The following is an 18,652-nucleotide window of genomic DNA, read 5'->3' as shown; positions in this document are numbered from 1 at the left end:
GATCCTTCTCCGCCGATCCTTCTCAGCCGACGTCGAGACGCAGCAGGTCCTCCTCCGTCTCCCGGCGGACGATCACCCGGGCCTGACCGCCGTCGACGGCGACGACCGGCGGGCGGAGCACGTGGTTGTAGTTGCTGGCCATGGACCGGCAGTAGGCACCGGTCGCCGGCACGGCGATGAGGTCACCCGGTGCCAGGTCGGACGGCAGGAACGCGTCCTTGACCACGATGTCCCCGCTCTCGCAGTGCTTGCCGACGACGCGGGCGAGCATCGGCTCGGCCTGGGAGGTGCGGGAGACCAGCGCGACGCTGTACTCGGCGTCGTAGAGCGCGGTGCGGATGTTGTCCGACATGCCGCCGTCGACGGAGACGTAGGTCCGCAGCCCGTCGAGGGGCTTGATGGTGCCGACCTCGTAGAGGGTGAAGGCGGTCGGGCCGACGATGGCGCGCCCGGGCTCGACGGAGATGCGGGGCGTGCGCAGCTTGGCCGCCTCGCACTCCCTCGTGACGATCTCGGTGAGCGACTTGGCGATCTCGTGCGGCTCGCGGGGGTCGTCGTCGCTGGTGTACGCGATGCCGAGGCCGCCGCCGAGGTCGATCTCGGGCAGTTCGACACCGTGCTCGTCGCGGACGGCCTTCAGCAGCGAGACGACGCGGTGGGCGGCGACCTCGAACCCGGACATGTCGAAGATCTGAGACCCGATGTGGCTGTGGATGCCGACGAGTTCGAGCCCGTCGAGCTGCAGGGCCCGGCGTACGGCCTCGGCGGCCTGCCCGCCGGCCAGCGGGATGCCGAACTTCTGGTCCTCGTGGGCCGTGGCGATGAACTCGTGGGTATGGGCCTCGACGCCGACGGTGATGCGGATGAGGACCTTCTGCCGCGTGCCGAGGCTCTGCGCGATGTGGGCGACGCGAACGATCTCCTGGAAGGAGTCGAGCACGATGTGCCCCACACCGGCCTCGACGGCCCGGGTGATCTCCTCGACGGACTTGTTGTTGCCGTGGAAGGCGATGCGCTCTGCGGGCATCCCGGCGGACAGGGCGGTGGCCAGCTCCCCGCCGGAGCAGACGTCGACGTTCAGCCCCTCCTCGTCGAGCCAGCGCACGACGGCACGGGAGAGGAACGCCTTGCCGGCGTAGAAGACGTCGGCGTCGGCACCGAAGGCGGTGCGCCAGGCCCGCGCGCGAGCCCGGAAGTCGGTCTCGTCCAGGACGTAGGCGGGGGTGCCGAACTCCTCGGCGAGCCGGGTGACGGGGATGCCTCCGACGGTCACGACCCCGTCCTCGTCACGCGTCACGGTCTGAGCCCACACCTTGGGGTCCAGCGCGTTGAGGTCGGCGGGCGGGGCGGAGTAGTGGCCCTCGGGCAGGACGTCGGCGTGACGGGGCCCGGCGGGGTGTGCGGAACGGCTCATGATCTGTTCGTGTCTCTCAGAGATGGTCGGGTGCGTCGATACCGAGCAGGGAGAGGCCGCCGGCCAGCACCGTCCCGGCGGCTTCGGCGAGCGCGAGCCGGGCACGGTGGGCGGCCGAGGGTTTCTCCTCACCGAGGGGCAGCACGGCGGAGAACAGGGGCATCGCGGCGTCGGCGACGGCGAGGAGGTGCCGGGCCAGGCGGTCGGGGGTGTGATGCGTGGCGGTGGCGGCCAGGACGCGGGGGTGGTCGCCGAGTACGGCGAGCAGCGCTTCCGCTTCGCTGACGGGACCGGGCTCGGGGTGGAAGCCGAGGTCGGCGGCGTTGCGCAGCAGGGCCCGGGTGCGGGCGTGGGCGTACCGGACGCGGAAGAGGGGATTGCTCTCCCGCTGGACGAGGTGGTCGCCGGGGATCCGGGGCCGGTCGTGGGCGGCGGGGTGAAGGAGCGCCCAGCGGGCGGCGTCCCGGCCGAGGGGAAGGGGGTCGGCGGGGGCGGGGACGGGGCGGATGGTGACGTACCGGTCGGCGATGCTCGGCCCCCCGGTGGTGACGTCCGCACCGAGGACAGACACCCACTCCGGGGCGGGCCGGCCGTCGCACTCGACACGGACGAAGTCCCCCTGGCTGCGCAGCACACGGGTCACGGCGTCGGCGACCACGACGGCACGCACCTCTGCCGGACACCGGAGCCGGACCGCGGTCCCGCTGAACTCGGTCGTCGCGTGCCCGTACCGCCGCCCGCGCCGCAGGATCTTTTCGACGAGACCGGCGGCGGCGGTGCGCCCGAGGCTGACGTTGAGGAACCCGGGCCCGGTGACGACGACGTCGTCGATGCGCCGCTCGCCCATGAGCCGCGCCCGCAGGATCTCGGCCACGTCACGCGGCGGCCGCCCTGCCGCGCGGGCCAGCTGGAGGGCGATGTTCGTGGCGTAGTCGCCGCAGCCCCCTGGCCCCGGCGGAGTGACCACGGCCCGCTCCGGCACAGTCACGCTGAGCTCACCCTCGCCGACAGCGCGGCGCACGGCGTGCAGCACGGTGCGGGAGAGCTCGACGGGGGTCACGGGACAAGCGTATGGGAGGAAGGGGGTGGTTATGCGAGCCGGTTTCGCTGTGGTCCGGGATGTGGACGCGGCGCCTGTTCGGGGGCCGGGCACGCGTCACTCGCCTACGGCACGGCGGGGAGATCCACTTCCTTCGCCTGCTCCTGTTGGTTGGTAGGGGCGCCGCGTTCCTTGGTATGGACGTCGCGTTCCTTGGGATGGACGTCGCCGCCGGCGTCGGGGCCGCTGCCACGCTGCCGGCCCCCGCCCCGGGCCCGCTCGACCAACTGGCGCACCATGCGGACCAGTTCGGCGGGCTCGAAGGGTTTGGCGAGGAAGGCGTCGACGCCGATCTCGAGCCCGGCCTCGACCTCCTGGTGACCGCAGGCGCTGACGATGGCGAGGGGCGTGTCCCGGGTCCGCGGATCGGCCCGGAGGCGAGCGGCGGTCCGGAGCCCGTCCAGCCGGGGCATGACGACGTCGAGGGTCACGACATCGGGCCGCACCTGATGAACGACATCAAGACACTCGGCACCATCGGCCGCGGTCACGACCTCCAGCCCCTCCAGCTCGAGGTTGACCCTGATCAACTGCCGGATGACCTTGTTGTCGTCCACAACAAGCACCCGGCCCGACGCGCCTGGCACAACTCGAGAGTAGGTCGGCCCCGGCCATCGCGTCCGGGTTTTCCCCACTTCCACCCCCCACGAGCGACCCGCATCCCCGCCCGCCCCCGGCAGCGGAAACCCGTTCATGACCACCCCGAGGGAGCTGGTAGTGTTCTACCCGTCGCCGCGAGCAACAGCTCCACCACGACACGCCCCCGTAGCTCAGGGGATAGAGCAACGGCCTCCGGAGCCGTGTGCGCAGGTTCGAATCCTGCCGGGGGCACCTTGCATGAGGTGCCCAAAGACCCCGCCATCAGCGCTTTCGCTGGGACGGGGTCTTCGCGTATGTGCAGGCGTGTGCGGCCCGGAGCGGGCGTATGTCGGGGTCTGTGGACGAGGCGTGGACGGGATCTTGGGACGTAAGCGCAGGTCATGCCCGGCGCCCCCCAAGGCCCCGGACAGGTCCGGGGGCCTTGGGGGGTACCGCCTTGAGCGTGTCACTCGTACCAACAGAACCTCGACGGGGAAGTCCCTCAGCCGGTGGCTTTGGCGACGATGCGGTCCATCTCCTCCCGGCCGAAGGCTCGCAGGGTCGTGCTACGGACGTTGCCCAACGCGCCGACCTGTAGGAGCACTGCGGTGGCAGTCTCGTCGTCGGGCGCCTCCACGACAGCCACGATGTCGTACGGGCCGACGGTCCAGAAGAGGTTCAGGACCTTCACCCCGAGCTTCTGAGCCGCTGCCGTGAAGGCTTCGGCGCGTTGCGGGGTGTCCTTGTAGCCGCGGACTCCCTGGTCGGTCCAGTTCAGCAGCGCAACAAACGTCGGCATGATCCTTTACCCCTGTAAGTAGACGCACCTAGTCGTGGTCAACTCTGGGCATCATGCGCGTAATGCGCATGAGAGGCGCCTCTGAACGAGTGATGGAAGCCGGCCTTAGTTCATGGCCCGGCCCGACATACACCCCGGAGCCACCGGCGCGGAATTCCTGAGGACAGGAACGCCCCTCTCGGCCAAGGCATGCCGATGCCCCCGGAACAAGTCCGGGGGCATCGGGGCTACCGTCGTCTGCGATCACTCGTACTCGCGCAACAGATCCTCAATACGCCGGTTGGCGACGTCCTGCCGTCCGTCGAGGCACTTGGCGTAGCGGGTGAGCAAAACCTCCACGCTGTTGCCGGCGCGCTCGGCCACCTCGGTGGGGTCGACACCGGCGTTGAGCCACGTCGACAGCGCCGAGTGCCGGAGGTCGTACGGCCGACTCGCGAGCGGCGAGGCCGCGACGGCTGGCGGAAGCGCGAGGAGTCGAGCTTCCTGCCACACGCGGTAGTAGGTCGAGGACGGGACGACCGAGCCCTTCTCGCTGAAGAACAGCCGCCCGTCGTCCGCCGTGCCGAAGGTGGCCAGGTGCTCGCGGAGCACGGCTACGAGGTGAGGCGGGATCGGCACCCGCCTGACGTCCTCGGTCGGCCGGTTCTTCAGCCCGCGGTCGTCATGGGTCTCCCCCGAGTCGGTCCACTGCTTGCCGACAGACGGACGGGTCCGGTGGAGCAGCGCCGAGCCCCAGCCCTGCTTGGGAAGCTTCAGGTCCGTCTCGACGAGGCCGACCGCTTCCGCCGGCCGCAGGCCACCGAAGTACATGGCGGCGAACAGACCCACGAGGCGACGACCACGAGCACGCCGGTACCCGCCCACGTAGGAAACCGCCGCCATGAGGTTCCGTGCCTGCTCCGGATTGGCGACAACCCGCGGGTCGACCTGGTTGGACACCTTCGGCTTCTGCCAGCGGACAGCTGTGATGGGGTTCTCACGCAGCTCCCCCAGGTCGACGGCGTAGTTCGCGGCGTTGACGAAGCCGCAGCGCGGAGCCGTGCAGGCGGCGGTGTGCTTCTCGCGGCCCCGGCCGTCGTAGTACGTGGCGACCTGGACGGGGCCGATGCGGACGACGCGGCGGAAACGGCGGTTGGCGGACATCAGGGCATCTCCTTGTTGGCCTCGCCGGTGAAGTCGGTGACGTGGTCGGCCAGCCAGCGCAAGATCTCGTCGCCCTCGTAGCTGTCGGCGGCGAGGATCACCGGCTCTGCGATCAGCACGGCTTCGGTGAGTCGGTTCTGGCGGGTCAGCTCGGCGGCGCGCTTCAGCGCGCGGAGCGTGGACGGGCGCAAGGGAGAGATTCCTCCGGGTCAGGTGAGTTGGGTGGTGATGGCTTCGGCGAGCGGCATGGGCACACCGAGCCGGGCGCGAAGGGTCGAGGTGTCGATGTCGGTCCCGGTCTGGGCGCGGTGTTCGTCGGCGACCTTGCGGGCGAGGGTGACGAGCGCGGGCGGTACCGGGGACGAAGGCGGTGAAGCCGAATCCGGTGCAGCGGCCGGTAGTTCGGGCGCAACCGTGGGCGGCTCGACGTCTGTGGCGGTCGGTTCCGGCGCCTGTGCCGTCGAAGGTGGTTCCGGTGCCGTCGCCGGGTCCGCGCTGGGATGCGCTGCTCCGTGAGCGAGCAGCGTGCCGCCGAGGAAGGCGACCGCGGGGCAGCCGGCGACGAGGATGCGGAGCCAGGCCGGTACGTCCTCCAGGTCGAGCAGACCGGCGGTGGCGACGTTGGCGCCCAGGGACGCCGTCAGCGCGACAGGGAACCAGCACCACCCGGCCGTTTTCGCCTCACCGGAGCGCAGGCGCCGCCAGGCCGCCACCAACAGCAGGTCGACGGAGACCGGATAGGCCCACGCCTTCCAGCCGTCCTGTCCGGCAGCGAGCGCCAGGTCGTGCAAGTGGGCGAAGGACAGCGCGGCGGCGATCACCGCTTGAACGAGCACGGCGTCCACGCGGACGGGCAGGGCGCGCACGGCAACTCCTTCCAGTTCCGGGCATGGGTGGGGTAGGGGCTTGGCGCGTGACGGCCGCGCCGACCGTGGAAGCGGGTTGGCTATTCGGTGATCGGTTGAGGAGTGGCCATAGGGCTGGACTCCTTCACCGGCACGGGAAGGGCGTAGGGCCGGAAGGGCGCGAGCGCCGGAACGTCCGGGGCGAGGTGTGCCGTCTCGCGGTAGGTGGCCGCAGCGTCGGCGAGGGACAGGTGAGGGGTACGGATGCGGGACCAGCCGCCGGACGTGTCGCCGACGACGGCGAGGCCGGGCAACTCGGCAGCGATGGCACAGGAGGCCAGGACAGCCTCAGGGACGATGTCACCGAGCGCCATCTTCGCGGACGCTTCGTCGTTCACTCGATGGCAGACCCGCCCGGTGAGCTGAGCCCGGAGCATGGTCGCTCCCTTGCCCAGCTCAGCCCCGAAGCGCTGGCCGCAGACCTCCAGGTAGATGCCGGCGGCGCGGCCAAGCTGGGCGAGCCGGAATGAGCTGAGTGACCATCTCGTCCCGTCGCTCTTCCTCCTTCCTCGTGGCGACGAGAAAGAGTTCCGCCACTTCATCGACGAACAGCACGATGGGAGCCGGGCGTTCGTCCTCCGGCAGGCCCCAGACGTCCGAGGTGATCAGCTCATCCGGGGTGCCGGTCGCAGGACTGGTCCCCGTCCCACGCGATTCCGGCCGCCGCACCGGCAACCTGCACCGGCCCAAGCGCTACAGCCGCCGCCTGCGCAGAGTCTTCTGCCTCTCCGCGCAGACCAGCATCGTCCGCGACGGCCCGAACCGGGAGTACTACCTCAAGAAACGCGGTGAGGGCTGCAAACACGTCCAGGCCGTCATCGCCCTCGCACGACGCCGCACCAGCGTGTTGTGGGCTCTCCTACGCGACAACCGAACCTTCACCCCCACCCCACCCACGCAGACCGCTTGAACCAGCTCGACGTCTTGGCAGCGTGGCTAAGGGCGGTCACGCGCGCCTGACCGGTCGACATGCCCGCCGCCGTGGCGGGCTTTCGTCGGCTGAGGCACAAACGATCCCCGAGGCTAGGTGCTACCCGCACTACTGAGGGGCGCCCACGGCCTTGACCCCGGTCATCGAGACTCCGCCGACCTCACGTTATCGGCCGTTGCGGGCCCTGGTAGAACACGCGTGTGACCTACAGATTCACTGCGAAGATCGCCTACGGGTGGCACGAGCCGGGGCCGGACATCTATGCCCTGACTGCCGGAGTTGCCGAGTCAGAAAGCGGAGAAGGCTTCGCGCTTGAGTTCCAGTGCGGCTTCGAAGAACCTGATGCGCAGAACATCCGCAACGGCTGCGACTCATACTGCGTTGTCACCCCCGACCAAGGCACCGCGTACGGATGCGTGCGCACGGTGGAGTTGGAAGGAGACATCCTGCGGGTCACCTTCGACCCCGATTCCTTGGAAGCCCTGTTCCTGGAGGATCTGGTTGTCGAGGCAGTGCTACATGCACCGGCCGCGGACGTAGCCCACATGACGGAGGCACTCACGCGCATCCTCGCTTACGGCCGGCCGAACGCGCTCCCGATCGTGATCGGGCTCTGAACTACGGTCGCCGCTCGGGCCGTCTCCGGGCCGTGCGGGGCGCTCAACGACGACCAACGCTGACAACCACCAACAGCTAAGTCGCAGGTCGCAGCGTTGATCGATTGCACGGCCGCAGGTCAGAGACCCGGCCCTTCACTTCTTCGGCTACTGGTCACACACCCCTGCGCTTGACTCGCCCATTGAAACTCCAGCCCAAACCCGCTACGCCGACCTTCACTTCAAGGTTTCCACACACCAACAGCAACTAGGGAGGCACCTGCAGCCGCAAGCGCATACAGAGCGGTAAGCAGATGAGGTGCCCAGATTTCACGCGACGTGGAAGAGCGATACACCTTAGGGTTCTGGCCCCGCTCTAGAGCCTCCCACTCGGAGTAGAAGATTGCTGCAGGCAGAAACCGCTCAAGTCGGTTGATTACCGCGAATTTCCCTGTATTGAGTTGCCCAAATGAGACGATAAGGCTCTTCCAGGCATGGGCGAGGATCAGCCCCGTCAGGGCGATCACGAGAACTCCAACGGACTTGAGTATCTGGCTTCCACCCGCCTTAATGAAGAACCCTAGCCCTGTCAGTATCACACCATTTGCGGTGATGAAGAAGGTATTTACACCTTGACGGCGGCCTACTAACCCTTCTGAGCTTTGCACCATGAGTTTGTACAGCTCAAAAAGTCGCTCCTTGTCCTCTTCCGTCGTTGGAGGGCCATACGGAACCAACGCCTGAGTGACCCGATCCTGGCTCGTCAACCGCTCTGCCACTTTACGAATGGCCAGCACATAAACAGCGTCCTGCTGTTGCACTGATGAGGGAAGCTGATCGTACGGAAGCAGATGGACATGGGAAGGGTCATGCTTCATCTGCCATGCGCTCCAGACGTCATGTACGTCTGAAGCTGTTACATCAACGCCTTTCGCAAAAGCGAGAGCCGCATACATGTTGAGCAAGTCATTCACGTTGCCGTGAGGTAAGGCGGAGGCTGGGATCTCAGTCCGAATATCAGCGGCCACTTGCTCAATATAGTTCATCCATCACACCCAGGTTGAGAGCCGTGAAGAAATTTGAGTGAAGTCCCATCGAATTACACTCTCTGAGGGGATGCCCTTCGGGAGTGGATGAGTTTCTCCATCATTCACCTGAATCCCAAAGATTTGATGACCTTGCTCAAGAGTTTCTTTGATCTCCCACTCTACCGGCTCTGACTGGTATGTAGTCGCCCCAATCAGAACGATGGTTCCCTTCGTCTCGGCAATCCTGAGCTTGCACTTATTCTTCCATGATGAGTCGAAGGGATCCTGAATGGAGTAGTCGATGAACTCCACCTCATCTTTTGCGTTCCGCGCGTGTTCCCTCAGGAAGTCCCGAGCCCAGCGATCTTCCATACGGAAACTGATAAAGGCCCTCGGGTGCTCCATGTCCATACCTCGCCTCTCCTAGCGGCAGGTATCGTAACACTCGGTGCAAATATGGGTACGGGGGAGCCAGCGGGAGGATTCTAGCGCTAGACAGGGCGCAAGGTAGCCACGTTTTCCCTTTCCTCTCCATCCAGCCCTTTCCACGTGACTGTGCAGTTGAATTGGCTCGGGCTACCCATGGTTAGCGCAAGCGGGAACCGGATTTCCGAATCGGGAGCGATCACATCGATCATCTGGTCATCGTCACGTAGGATCATGCCATCGTCTGGCTCGATCGCTGACCCCGTCTCCGCCACGAATCAGCTCAGGGGTTCCATTTCAATTAAGCGTTTTGTTGAATTCGGGGCCAACCATGAGGCCTACGAGAGCGTTGCAAAACTCGACGTCGAAAAGATGGATGAGGTGCAGCAAGAGTACATCAAGTCACAGCTTGATCGAAGCGTCGATCTTTTGGACCTGACTGCTTTCGCCCGCAGGAAATGCAAAGAACTTGGGTACGACACTGTGGGGAAGATCCTAGCAGCGTCGGAGACTGATCTCCAGAAGGGCAAATATGTCGGCCCCGTGAGATCTCGTCGAGTGATGAACACCGCAACCGCAGCTGTAATGGAATATCTCTCCGGCTGACGTGTAACGTTGCCGGCTGTGAATAACCAAGCCACGCCCCCTTAGTGAGGCCGTGGCTTGGCTCCATTGGTCCCCAGGTCCATCGTGGTGCAGAGTCCTGGGGCGACGTAACTGCCTCCTGTACAGCTATCCAAGAGCATCCGCGTGGACGCGGCGGGCAGTGCCAGCGAGAAGTTGCCGAAGGGCACGAACCTCAATGGGTGGCAGCTCAAGCTTTGTCTGGCAGAGCAATCTCTGCCGCATCCCGCGCTCGCCGGACCGCGTCCGCAAGGGGGTCGGCCATCACAACCGCCTCTTCGCCGGCGAGTCGGACGCGCTGCGTAGCGGTAGCGTCCCCACTTGTCTGAGCCACAAGGTCCAGGTATTCGTCGTTGGCGCTGCCGAGTCGTTCGAGCTGCTCTTGTTGAGCGATCAAGTCATCAATGACCTTAACCTGACTGGCATACTCCTCAAGCGCCACAACGCGTGCCGTGACGTGCCTGCGGCTGGTTCCCAATGCAGCTGCTTGAGAGGACAGAACGGAATCCACCGCTGCCCCGGCGCTTACGGTCGAAGCTCCCCAATGCTTCAAGGTCAACTGATTGATCTTTTCGGTGTCCTTTGCGACTTTCCAGAGCATTTCATGAAGCTCAATGTTATTGCGCGCCTGGTCGACTACGCCCGTTCTATGAGCAGTGGATGTCAGGATACGGTCTACTGCTGTTGCCGCGCGTATAAGCAGAGCTCGGTCCTCCTGCTCTAGATCACAAGGACATACGTACTTACCCGCATGCTGACGAGCAATCACAAGCGTCTGGGCATCTGCCCGCCGTGCCCGAACCTCCTGGACAAACATGATCAGCGTAAGCAGGGCGGCCACTAGAAAGGCGACTCCGACCCAGAAGACAACGTCAGAGACGCTGACCTTGATCACTACCGCGACGCCCATATAGGCACAGACGGCCGAGATGATCACGAACCCGATGGGCCCCAGGGGGCCCATCTTCTTGTTTCGTTTCGCCGCCTGCTGTTCCGCGCGGCGAGTCAACTCCCTAGGCGTAGGGCTTGGGGCACGCTGGCCGTCACTAGACGGCAGCAACTGACACGGAACGCTGGCGAGCACTTCCCGGATCTCCGCCGGAAGTTCGGGGTCAGGGATAGCTCTATCAGACACCGGCACCGACACGACCAACCTGCCCCCTGCGTAGATCCTGTGATGAAGTGGTGGACACTCTAGTGCGCCCATGTCGCGTACTGCAGGGCTCCTGGTCCCCTCCCGTGCGCGGAGAAGCACCCAGGCCCCCCATGGACTACCTGTGGACGGATCGCACGCTATCTATCGTTGGTAGGCCCGTGACCTGTACAGACGTCAGACCCCGCGACGGCCTCCGGAGCCGTGTGCGCAGGTTCGAATCCTGCCGGGGGCACTCGCCCTCATCCTAGGAATGTTCCTACGATGATCAGTGCGGATGCCGACATAAGAGGGCGGGAGTCAGTCTTACTGACTCCCGCCCTCTACGTGTTCGAGACGCTCTCGAACGGGACGAACGCGTCGTCCCTTCTCATCACGCACAGGGCCCAGCGCCGCGATGCCGCGCATCACGTCGAGGATGCCGCCGATCATGAGCATGATGGCCGCGAAGACGGTCACGCCGGTGGCCCATTCGCGGAGGGATGCGGGGGCGCTTCCCGGGTGCGTGGTGGTCCTGCCGGCTACCTCGTTCCCCTGTCGCCAAGGTCGTGCCGCTCTCAGCGTGCACGCGGCAGGACGCGGGCGACCTCACCCGGGAAGGGTGAAGGACACGGAGAGCAGAACGGCACTTTCGCCCCATATGCCCCATTGTTCTACCGTGGAGGGGAACGATGCTGCTCATCCCCTCACCGACCATCGAGGTGACGGTCATGACGGAGACCACTCAGCGCAGGAACGCATCACAGGACGGCAGGGGTGCTCCCGGCACCCGCGGAAGCACCGCCATCGCGGACACGGTCGTCGCGAAGATCGCGGGCATGGCGGCCCGGGAGATTCCGGAGGTGCACAACCTCGGTGGCGGGGTGACCAGGGCCTTCGGGGCTGTGCGTCAGCGGGTGCCGGGCGGGGGCAGCGGGGTCACCCAGGGGGTGAAGGTCGAGGTCGGCGAGCGCCAGGCCGCCGTTGATCTCAATGTGGTCGTCGAGTACGGCGCCGCCATCGCCGACACGGCGGCGGATGTCCGGACCAACGTCATCAACGCCGTGGAGCGGATGACCGGTCTCGAGGTCGTGGAGGTCAACATCGCCGTCGACGACGTCCATCTGCCGGACGACGAGGAGGAGGACGAGGAGTCCGAACAGCGGGAGAGTCGGGTGGTCTGAGGGCCTGGCCCGACGCCCCGGGGTCAGTAGACCTGTACGGCCGCCCCGGGAGCGCAGGACACGCGGACGCGACGACCCGGGCATCAGTACCTGCGCGGCCGCCCCAGGGGCGCACGGCACGCGGACGCGACGACCCGGGGGTCAGTAGACCTGCACGGCCGCCCCAGGAGCGCACGGCACGCGGGCGCGTTCCCCGTGGCCGCAGTGGATGACGCGGTCGCCGAGGCCGATGCGGTCGGCCTCGGCCAGAAACACGGACAGGGGCGAGCGCATCACCGTGTAGTCCCCGTAGTGGACGGGAAGGACGAGCCGGGGGTCGAGGCGGCGGGCGAGTTCGGCGCCCTGGTTGCCGTCCATCGTGACCACGAAGCCGCCGGGGAGGCGGGTGCCGCCGAGATGGAGGACGGCCAGATCGGCGGACGGGAAGCGTTCGGTGATCTCGTCGAGGCCGTCGTACAGGAGCGTGTCGCCCGAGAGGTACAGCCGTATGCGGGGCGGTCCCCCGGCGGGGCCGAACTCGAGCATGCTCCCCATCACCGCGGCAGCAGCCCGCGCAGCACCGCGTGGCCGGCGTGCCGGCCCGGCAGGGCGGTGACCGTGACCTGGACACCGTCGCGTTGGAGGGTGAGCGCCTTCCAGGTGCGCAGCCCGGCCGTGCGGTGGAATCCGTGCACGGTCCTGAGGCGGCGGGCCGCGTGCGGTGTGGTCAGGATCGGCACCGTGTGGTCCAGGTGCCGGCGGGCGCGGCGGTCCCAGTGGTCGCCGTGCAGGTGCGAGAGCACGATCGCGTCGAGGCGGGGCAGTTCGTGGACGTCGAGGGCCGGTTCGGTCAGGCGGCGGCTCAGCAGGCCGTGGCCGAGGTAGGCGTACTGACCCCGGTGCAGGAAGTTCGGGTCGGTGAGCAGGGTGAGCGGGCCGTACGACAGCAGCACCGTCGCGTTGCCGATGAAGTGGATGTCGACCGCGTCGCCGGTGCGATGATCGTGGCGGTCGTGGTGGTTCGTGGGCTGCGGCATAGCGCTCTCCGGTCTCCCCTGGGGAAAGTACCCGCGCGGGAGCGGGTCAGGCCGAGCGCTTGCGGGACGTCGACTTCTTCGCCGCCGTCTTCTTCGCGGTGCTCTTTGACGCCGTCTTCTTGGCCGTCCCCTGGCCCGACTTGGCCGTCGACTTCTTCGCCGCGGTGGTCTTCTTGGCCGCCGTCTTCTTCGTGGTGGACGTCGACTTCTTGCCGCCGGTCTGCTTGGGGGCCGCGCGGGAGGTCTTGCGCTGCGGGAGCGACTTGACCTCGGCGTGCTCGGCCTCCTCGCCCCGCGATTCGCGGGCCGCGCGGACGCTGCTCTCCAGGGCCGCCATCAGGTCCAGGACCTTGCCGCCGGTGGCCGGTTCCGGGGCCTGGGGCGGGGCCTCGCCCGCCGCCTTCGCGGCGATGACCTCCTCCACGGCCTCGCGGTACTCGTCGTGCAGATCCTCCAGGTCGACCTCGCCCAGGGTGTCCATCAGCGCGTCCGCCAGGTCCAGTTCCTGGTCACGGACGGTGACGTTGGTGTCGGGGGCCAGGCCCTCGGGGGTGCGGACCTCGTCCGGCCACAGCAGGCCGTGCATCGCGATGGCCTCGCCGACGACCCTGAGCATGCCCAGGCGTTCCCGTCCCCGCAGGGCGAACTTGGCGATCGCCACCTTGTTGCTGCGCTTCAGTGCCTCGCGCAGCAGGGTGTACGGCTTCGCCGCCGGGGCGCCGCCGGCCTGGAGGTAGTACGCGGCGTCCATCTGGAGGGGGTCGATCCGGTCGGCCGGGACGAAGGCGACGATCTCGATCGTCTTGGCCGTCGGGAGCGGCAGGCTGGACAGGTCCTCCTCGGTGATCGGGATGATCGTGCCGTCCGCGTCCTCGTAGCCCTTGCCGATCTCCCCCTGGGTGACCTCGCGGTCCTCCAGTTCGCAGAATTTGCGGTAGCGGATGCGGCCGCCGTCCTCGGTGTGGATCTGGCGGAAGGAGATCGAGTGGCTCTCGGTGGCGTTCACCAGCTTGATCGGAATGCTGACCAGGCCGAACGAGATGGCGCCGTTCCAGATGGATCTCACGTGCAGCACCCTTCCGGTCACGCTCGGGAGTGTTCGTCACGGTTTGCGTGGGATTCTTATCGTATGGCGCCTATCACGGAGGTGGAGGGGCGACGGCTCGCTCTCAGCAATCTGGAGAAGGTGCTGTATCCCGCCACCGGCTTCACCAAGGGCGAGGTGCTGCACTACTACGCGACCGTCGCCGAGGTCCTGCTGCCCCATCTGCGTGATCGGGCGGTGTCCTTCCTGCGGTATCCGGACGGGCCGGACGGGCAGGTGTTCTTCACGAAGAACGTGCCGCCGGGTACGCCCGACTGGGTCACCACCGCCGAGGTGCCACGGGTCGAGGGGCCCTCGCGGATGGTCCTGGTGCAGGATCTGCCGAGCCTGATGTGGTCGGCGAACCTCGTGGCCGAGTTCCACACCCACCAGTGGCTCGTCGATACGCCGGACGAGGCCGACCGGATCGTCTTCGACCTCGATCCGGGGGCGCCGGCGACCATCGTGCAGTGCTGCGAGGTCGCGCTGTGGCTGCGGGAACGGCTCGCCCGGGACGGCATCGAGGCCTACGCCAAGACTTCCGGCTCGAAGGGGCTGCATCTGCTCGCCGCCGTGCGGGGGGCGTCCTCCGAGCGGGTCTCCGAGTACGCCAAGGCGCTCGCCGTCGAGGCCGAGAAGGCCATGCCGCGACTCGCGCTGCACCGGATGACCAGGAGCCTGCGTCCGGGGAAGGTCTTCGTCGACTGGAGCCAGAACGCCGCCCGCAAGACGACGGCGACCCCCTACACCCTCCGGGCCCGCCCGGAACCGACCGTCTCGGCCCCGGTGACGTGGGAGGAGGTCAGGGAGTGCCGCGCACCTGGCCGGCTGGACTTCCACGCGGTCGACATCGCCCCGAGGATCCAGGACTACGGCGACCTGCTCGCTCCGCTGCTGGACACGGACGGGGCGGGGGCGTTGCCGTAGCGAAGCGACGTAGCTTCTTCGGCCGGGGGGCGGGTGCGGATGTGTGGGGGCTGGTCGCGCGGTTCCCCGCGCCCCTTACGGGCGTGACCCACCCCTCACACCCGAGCCCACGTGTTCCGGTCCCGGGCCATCGCGTGCAGGGCCTCCACGTCCGCTGGTTTCAGGACCCCGCCCCGCTGAGCCAGCCCCTCCACCTCCGTGTCCGTCAGGACGTGGACCGCTCGTGGGACCGTCGGGACGGACACTCCCGCCGGGTCCACCAGGGCGAGTACCGGGCGGACCTCTGCCGTCAGGGCGTAGGAGGCGCGGTCGGCGTCGGTGCGGAGGCGGCGCAGGAGGGGGTGGGGGTCGCGGCGGCCCAGCGTGATCATGGGGTCGGTGATGCGGACGCGCTGCTTGCGGGCGTGGAGGGTGTGGAGGGCGTAGAGGCCGCCGGGGCCGATCAGCAGGTGGTGGATGCGGTCGCCACCGGGGAGTGGCACGGAGTGCAGGGCGTGCCAGCCCGCGCCGTCGAGGCGATCCAGGGCGTCGCCGACCGTCTGCTCGGCCGCGAGGGCCCTGCGGCGCGGGTCGGGGCGCAGCCGGTGGGTGGGGCCGGGGTCGCGGTCGAGGGCGACGATGAGGGCCTCGCCGGGGCGGTTGGGGGCCAGGTCGTCGTCGGGGTGGAGGGTGAGGCGGGCCAGTTCGGCGGGGGTCGGCACCGGCGGCGGTCCTACCGTGACAGGGCCGGTGATGAAGGGTCCGAGGGCCCGCAGGACATCGTCCTCGCGGTCCTCGCCGAGGAGGTTCACCCGGGCCGCATCACGGTCGTACCAGGCGATGTTCCTGCCGTCCGGGAGGCAGACGTACAGCCGCTCCCGGCCGTGCCGCCAGGTCGGTATGACGCGCAGTCCGTTCATGCACCATCACCCCATTCCATGGGAACAGGCGGGGTGCTGCGGGGGCAAGAACCCGGTTACCTTGGAGAGGAGTTGGGCCTGCCCGCGGACCCTCGGGCGGTGATGGTGGGGAGGCGCCGTTGCGTACCCGCAGTAAACCCGACGTGCCCGCTCCGGAGAGTCCGTGGAGCGAGGTCGTGCCCGGGCTCTGGATGGGCGGTCACGAGTACACGGGGGCCATGGGCCATCCGGAGTTCGTCGTCGTGCGGGACGAGTTCGATCTCGTGCAGACGCTGCTGCGGCTGCCGGGGCACGGGCCCGATCCGGGCGTCCGGCACCATGTGTGGCCCATCCCCGACGGGCCGCTGGACGGGACGCAGCTCGCCGGGGTGATCCGGCTGGCCGAGGCCGCGTGCGAGGCGCTGGGCGAGGGCCGCAGGGTCCTCGTCCGCTGTTACCACGGGTACAACCGTTCCGGTCTTGTCGTCGCCCACGCGCTGATGCGCCAGGGCAGCTCCGCCGAGGCGGCGATCCGGTTGATCCGGGCCCGTCGCTCGCGCTGGGCGCTGCACAACGACCTGTTCGTCGAGTACCTGCGGGCCGGACTGGCCACGGCCCGGCTGCTGGAGGAGCTCGCCGAGTAGCACGGCATACGTATGGCATACGTACGGCTGCGCAGGTCCGGTTGCGCACGACCGGCTGCGCACACAGACGGCCACCCTCTCGCGCAAATGGGACTTCCCTACGAATAAGGTGTACGCGGCCGACGGTCGCGTCCGCCTGTGGGACCGCCCACGAACCGCCCACGAACCGCCAGGAGTGCAGTGCCCCTCAGCCGCCCCGGACAGGCCGCCCGTCGCCTCGCCGTCGTCGCCCTCGTGCTGGCCGCCGCCGTGGGCTGCGGGGACACCGGCGGGCTGGAGGGCGCGGGGTCGACCCCGACGGCGCAGGGGCCGGCCCGGCTCTGGCCGGAGCTGACACCGGCGTCGAGCCCGGCCTTCGAGATCGGCGAGGTGAACACCGAGGTGGTCAAGGGGGTGAACGTCCCCGGCGACGACATCCGCCGGGTCGACCCGGTCGAGATCGTCCGGGCCGAGATCGCCCGGAACCCCGGCGACTACGACGGCCAGAAGGCGCCCTACCGCGAGACGGAGCGCAGGATGGCCGACTGCACGAAAGGCCCGGGGCACGGGAGGTGCCCGGTACTCAGGCCGTACTACCGGGATCTGACCGGCGACGGGCTCGACGACCTGACGCTGGGCTTCCCGCTGCTGCCCGGCAGGACGACCGCCGTCCGCGTCTACACCGTCGAGAAGCACCGGCTGGTGCAGGTGATGGCGTGGGAGGACGCGCTCAGCGGTGTCGAGCTGGCCGGGCGTTCCCTGGTGATCCGCTCGCCGTCGGAGGTCGCGGGCTACGAGTACCGCCTGCAGTGGACCTGGGACCGGGACCAGCGGGCCATGCTCCTCACCCACGACGAGATGCTGCGCACCGGCCCGCGCAAGCACTCCCGGCACCCGTCGGCTTCCCCCACCGACTCTCCCGCCGGCTCCACCTCAGCCTCCCCCTCCGCCGCTCCCTCCGTCTCCCCTTCGGCGAGCGGCGGATGAGCCCCACGCTCCCCCAGTGGTCCGGGACTCTCGCCGCGAAGGCCGCCGCCTTCATCACGGTGATGTGCTGCGCGCTGGCCGCCCTGCTCGGCGTCCTGGTGCATGTGCAGGTGACGAACCAGACCGTGAGCCAGGCCCGTGACCAGGCGTTGCAGCGGCTGACGCAGGCGACGGAGCGGTACGAGGCCGGGGACACGTTGCGGCGGGGCGCCGGGGTGGACCCGCCGGAGCTGCCCGGGAAGCTGCGGGACCTGGCGGTGGCCGGGGACCGCGGCACGATGGTCGCCGACCGCGCGGGACGCCCCACGATGTGGGCGGCGGGTCCCGTCGACGGCGAGCGGGCGCTGGCCGTGGCGGTCGACTACTCGCAGCAGGCCCGCACCATCGAGGGCCTGGACCGGGCGATCGTGTGGTCGTCGGGCCTGGCGATCGGGGCGACGCTGCTGGTCGGGGCGTTCGCGGTGACGCGGGTGACGCGTCGGCTGCACACCACGGCGCTGGTCGCGCGGCGGATCAGCGCGGGCGACCTGGACGCGCGCGTGAACGACCCAGGCACCGGCCCGCGCACGGAGGCCGGCCTGCGCACCGAGGCCGGCCCGCGGGACGAGGTGGCCGCCGTTGCCGCCGCGCTGGACTCCATGGCGGCCTCGCTCCAGGACAAGCTGCTCGCCGAGCAGCGGTTCACGGCGGATGTCGCGCATGAGCTGCGCACGCCGCTGACCGGGCTGCACGCGGCGGCCGAACTGCTGCCGCCGGGCCGTCCGACGGAGCTGGTCCGCGACCGGGTGGCGGCGCTGCGCACCCTGACCGAGGACCTGCTGGAGATCTCCCGGCTGGACACCGGCCGGGAGCGGGTGGAGCTGGACACCGAGCGGCTGGGGCCCCTGGCCGAGCGTGCGGCGCGGGCGGCGGGCAACGGCACGGAGGTCAGGGTCGTACGGGATGTGTCCGTGGAGACCGATCGACGGCGGCTGGAGCGGGTGCTGGGCAACCTCGTGGCGAACGCGCACAAGCACGGGCGGGGGCCGGTGGTGCTGACCGTGGACGGTCCGGTGGTGACCATTCGCGATCATGGGGACGGGTTTCCCGAGTACCTGGTCGCCCACGGGCCGCAGCGGTTCCGCACGGAGGGCGGTACGCGGGGGCACGGGCTGGGGCTGACCATCGCGCGGGGGCAGGCCGAGGTGCTGGGCGCGCGGCTGGAGTTCGCTAACGCGCCGGAGGGCGGGGCGGTGGCCACCCTGAAACTGGCGGCGGAGTGAGAGCTCGGGGCGCGT

At 68.5% G+C, this 18,652-nt stretch carries 20 protein-coding genes, 2 tRNA genes and 3 pseudogenes; 10 read left to right on the top strand and 15 right to left on the bottom strand.

All coding sequences use genetic code 11. The annotated features are described in order from the left end of the window. Positions 1–22: 22 nt before the first annotated feature. From lysA to CEB94_RS27560, 3 genes are all read right to left on the bottom strand, one after another. Complete coding sequence (gene lysA / locus CEB94_RS27570; RefSeq protein WP_175434747.1) at positions 23–1,414, bottom strand: diaminopimelate decarboxylase; 1,392 nt, start codon at positions 1,412–1,414, stop codon at positions 23–25. A 16-nt stretch (positions 1,415–1,430) separates the two neighbouring features. Beyond that, the gene (nrtL, locus tag CEB94_RS27565; RefSeq protein ID WP_175434746.1) at positions 1,431–2,474 is read right to left on the bottom strand and encodes an ArgS-related anticodon-binding protein NrtL; all 1,044 of its coding nucleotides are present in this window, start codon (positions 2,472–2,474) and stop codon (positions 1,431–1,433) included. Positions 2,475–2,578: 104 nt separating this feature from the next. Beyond that, positions 2,579–3,208: a response regulator gene (locus CEB94_RS27560; protein WP_246111932.1), complete on the bottom strand. Its 630-nt coding sequence runs from the start codon at positions 3,206–3,208 to the stop codon at positions 2,579–2,581. A 64-nt stretch (positions 3,209–3,272) separates the two neighbouring features. Here CEB94_RS27560 and CEB94_RS27555 point away from each other — a divergent pair. Further along, positions 3,273–3,344, top strand: a tRNA-Arg gene (locus CEB94_RS27555). 250 nt (positions 3,345–3,594) lie between these two features. Here CEB94_RS27555 and CEB94_RS27550 read toward each other — a convergent pair. The 5 genes and pseudogenes from CEB94_RS27550 to CEB94_RS27530 all read right to left on the bottom strand — a co-directional run. Further along, on the bottom strand, positions 3,595–3,891 hold the full coding sequence (locus CEB94_RS27550; RefSeq protein WP_062931637.1) for a GYD domain-containing protein: 297 nt from the start codon (positions 3,889–3,891) through the stop codon (positions 3,595–3,597). A gap of 243 nt (positions 3,892–4,134) precedes the next feature. Then, positions 4,135–5,034 carry a mobile element transfer protein gene (locus CEB94_RS27545; RefSeq protein ID WP_175434745.1) on the bottom strand — a complete coding sequence of 300 codons (900 nt, stop codon included), beginning with the start codon at positions 5,032–5,034 and terminating at the stop codon, positions 4,135–4,137. Continuing rightward, complete coding sequence (locus tag CEB94_RS27540; RefSeq protein WP_175434744.1) at positions 5,034–5,225, bottom strand: RING finger protein; 192 nt, start codon at positions 5,223–5,225, stop codon at positions 5,034–5,036. The genes CEB94_RS27545 and CEB94_RS27540 overlap by 1 nt, the downstream gene beginning before the upstream one ends. Positions 5,226–5,243: 18 nt before the next feature. Next, positions 5,244–5,900: a DUF2637 domain-containing protein gene (locus CEB94_RS27535; RefSeq protein WP_175434743.1), complete on the bottom strand. Its 657-nt coding sequence runs from the start codon at positions 5,898–5,900 to the stop codon at positions 5,244–5,246. Between the two features lie 80 nt (positions 5,901–5,980). Next, a pseudogene (locus CEB94_RS27530) lies at positions 5,981–6,569 on the bottom strand (FtsK/SpoIIIE domain-containing protein); the annotation flags it as partial. Between CEB94_RS27530 and CEB94_RS27525 the strand changes: the two are divergent. Together CEB94_RS27525 and CEB94_RS27520 are read left to right on the top strand one after the other, a co-directional pair. Then, positions 6,568–6,849 (top strand): annotated as a pseudogene (locus CEB94_RS27525) (transposase); the annotation flags it as partial. The pseudogenes CEB94_RS27530 and CEB94_RS27525 sit on opposite strands and share 2 nt — an antisense overlap. Before the next feature lie 221 nt (positions 6,850–7,070). Then, positions 7,071–7,487, top strand: a complete 417-nt coding sequence (locus CEB94_RS27520; protein ID WP_175434742.1) for an Imm10 family immunity protein — start codon at positions 7,071–7,073, stop codon at positions 7,485–7,487. Between the two features lie 221 nt (positions 7,488–7,708). Here the strand turns inward: CEB94_RS27520 and CEB94_RS27515 are convergent, their stop codons facing one another. Together CEB94_RS27515 and CEB94_RS27510 are read right to left on the bottom strand one after the other, a co-directional pair. Continuing rightward, positions 7,709–8,512 (bottom strand): RipA family octameric membrane protein, encoded by an 804-nt coding sequence (locus tag CEB94_RS27515; protein ID WP_218945937.1) that lies wholly within the window; start codon positions 8,510–8,512, stop codon positions 7,709–7,711. A gap of 3 nt (positions 8,513–8,515) precedes the next feature. Beyond that, positions 8,516–8,905 (bottom strand): TIR domain-containing protein, encoded by a 390-nt coding sequence (locus tag CEB94_RS27510; protein WP_218945936.1) that lies wholly within the window; start codon positions 8,903–8,905, stop codon positions 8,516–8,518. Between the two features lie 249 nt (positions 8,906–9,154). Here CEB94_RS27510 and CEB94_RS27505 point away from each other — a divergent pair, with 249 nt between their 5' ends. After that, positions 9,155–9,526: a DNA-directed RNA polymerase subunit alpha C-terminal domain-containing protein gene (locus CEB94_RS27505; protein WP_175434741.1), complete on the top strand. Its 372-nt coding sequence runs from the start codon at positions 9,155–9,157 to the stop codon at positions 9,524–9,526. Positions 9,527–9,734: 208 nt separating this feature from the next. Here the strand turns inward: CEB94_RS27505 and CEB94_RS27500 are convergent, their stop codons facing one another. Beyond that, entirely contained in the window at positions 9,735–10,481 is a 747-nt protein-coding gene (locus tag CEB94_RS27500; protein ID WP_175434740.1) for a hypothetical protein, read from the bottom strand. A gap of 373 nt (positions 10,482–10,854) precedes the next feature. Between CEB94_RS27500 and CEB94_RS27495 the strand changes: the two genes are divergently transcribed. Beyond that, a tRNA-Ser gene (locus CEB94_RS27495) sits at positions 10,855–10,932 on the top strand. A 71-nt stretch (positions 10,933–11,003) separates the two neighbouring features. Here the strand turns inward: CEB94_RS27495 and CEB94_RS27490 are convergent. Then, positions 11,004–11,156: a hypothetical protein gene (locus tag CEB94_RS27490; protein WP_175434739.1), complete on the bottom strand. Its 153-nt coding sequence runs from the start codon at positions 11,154–11,156 to the stop codon at positions 11,004–11,006. Positions 11,157–11,407: 251 nt separating this feature from the next. Between CEB94_RS27490 and CEB94_RS27485 the strand changes: the two genes are divergently transcribed. Beyond that, the gene (locus CEB94_RS27485; RefSeq protein WP_175437185.1) at positions 11,408–11,860 is read left to right on the top strand and encodes an Asp23/Gls24 family envelope stress response protein; all 453 of its coding nucleotides are present in this window, start codon (positions 11,408–11,410) and stop codon (positions 11,858–11,860) included. 141 nt (positions 11,861–12,001) lie between these two features. On the opposite strand, the pseudogene CEB94_RS27480 reads toward CEB94_RS27485, so the two are convergent. Then, positions 12,002–12,876, bottom strand: a pseudogene (locus CEB94_RS27480) (MBL fold metallo-hydrolase). Between the two features lie 46 nt (positions 12,877–12,922). Further along, on the bottom strand, positions 12,923–13,942 hold the full coding sequence (gene ku / locus CEB94_RS27475) for a non-homologous end joining protein Ku (RefSeq protein ID WP_484422081.1): 1,020 nt from the start codon (positions 13,940–13,942) through the stop codon (positions 12,923–12,925). 63 nt (positions 13,943–14,005) lie between these two features. Between ku and ligD the strand changes: the two genes are divergently transcribed. After that, positions 14,006–14,887, top strand: coding sequence for a non-homologous end-joining DNA ligase (gene ligD, locus CEB94_RS27470; RefSeq protein WP_175434738.1), 882 nt, complete (start codon positions 14,006–14,008; stop codon positions 14,885–14,887). A gap of 95 nt (positions 14,888–14,982) precedes the next feature. Here the strand turns inward: ligD and CEB94_RS27465 are convergent, their stop codons facing one another. Next, positions 14,983–15,786 carry a nuclease-related domain-containing protein gene (locus CEB94_RS27465; RefSeq protein ID WP_175434737.1) on the bottom strand — a complete coding sequence of 268 codons (804 nt, stop codon included), beginning with the start codon at positions 15,784–15,786 and terminating at the stop codon, positions 14,983–14,985. Positions 15,787–15,905: 119 nt separating this feature from the next. Here CEB94_RS27465 and CEB94_RS27460 point away from each other — a divergent pair, with 119 nt between their 5' ends. From CEB94_RS27460 to CEB94_RS27450, 3 genes are all read left to right on the top strand, one after another. Then, complete coding sequence (locus CEB94_RS27460) at positions 15,906–16,409, top strand: protein-tyrosine phosphatase family protein (protein WP_246111931.1); 504 nt, start codon at positions 15,906–15,908, stop codon at positions 16,407–16,409. 180 nt (positions 16,410–16,589) lie between these two features. Beyond that, positions 16,590–17,375 (top strand): hypothetical protein, encoded by a 786-nt coding sequence (locus CEB94_RS27455; RefSeq protein WP_175434736.1) that lies wholly within the window; start codon positions 16,590–16,592, stop codon positions 17,373–17,375. Continuing rightward, the gene (locus CEB94_RS27450; RefSeq protein WP_175434735.1) at positions 17,372–18,637 is read left to right on the top strand and encodes an ATP-binding protein; all 1,266 of its coding nucleotides are present in this window, start codon (positions 17,372–17,374) and stop codon (positions 18,635–18,637) included. The genes CEB94_RS27455 and CEB94_RS27450 overlap by 4 nt, the downstream gene beginning before the upstream one ends. The last annotated feature ends 15 nt before the right edge of the window (positions 18,638–18,652 follow it).

The organism is Streptomyces hawaiiensis (genome assembly GCF_004803895.1).
In the GTDB taxonomy this organism is placed as follows: Bacteria; Actinomycetota; Actinomycetes; order Streptomycetales; family Streptomycetaceae; genus Streptomyces; species Streptomyces hawaiiensis.
Note: the sequence above shows the minus strand (reverse complement) of the source record. Positions and strands in the feature narration are given on the sequence as shown.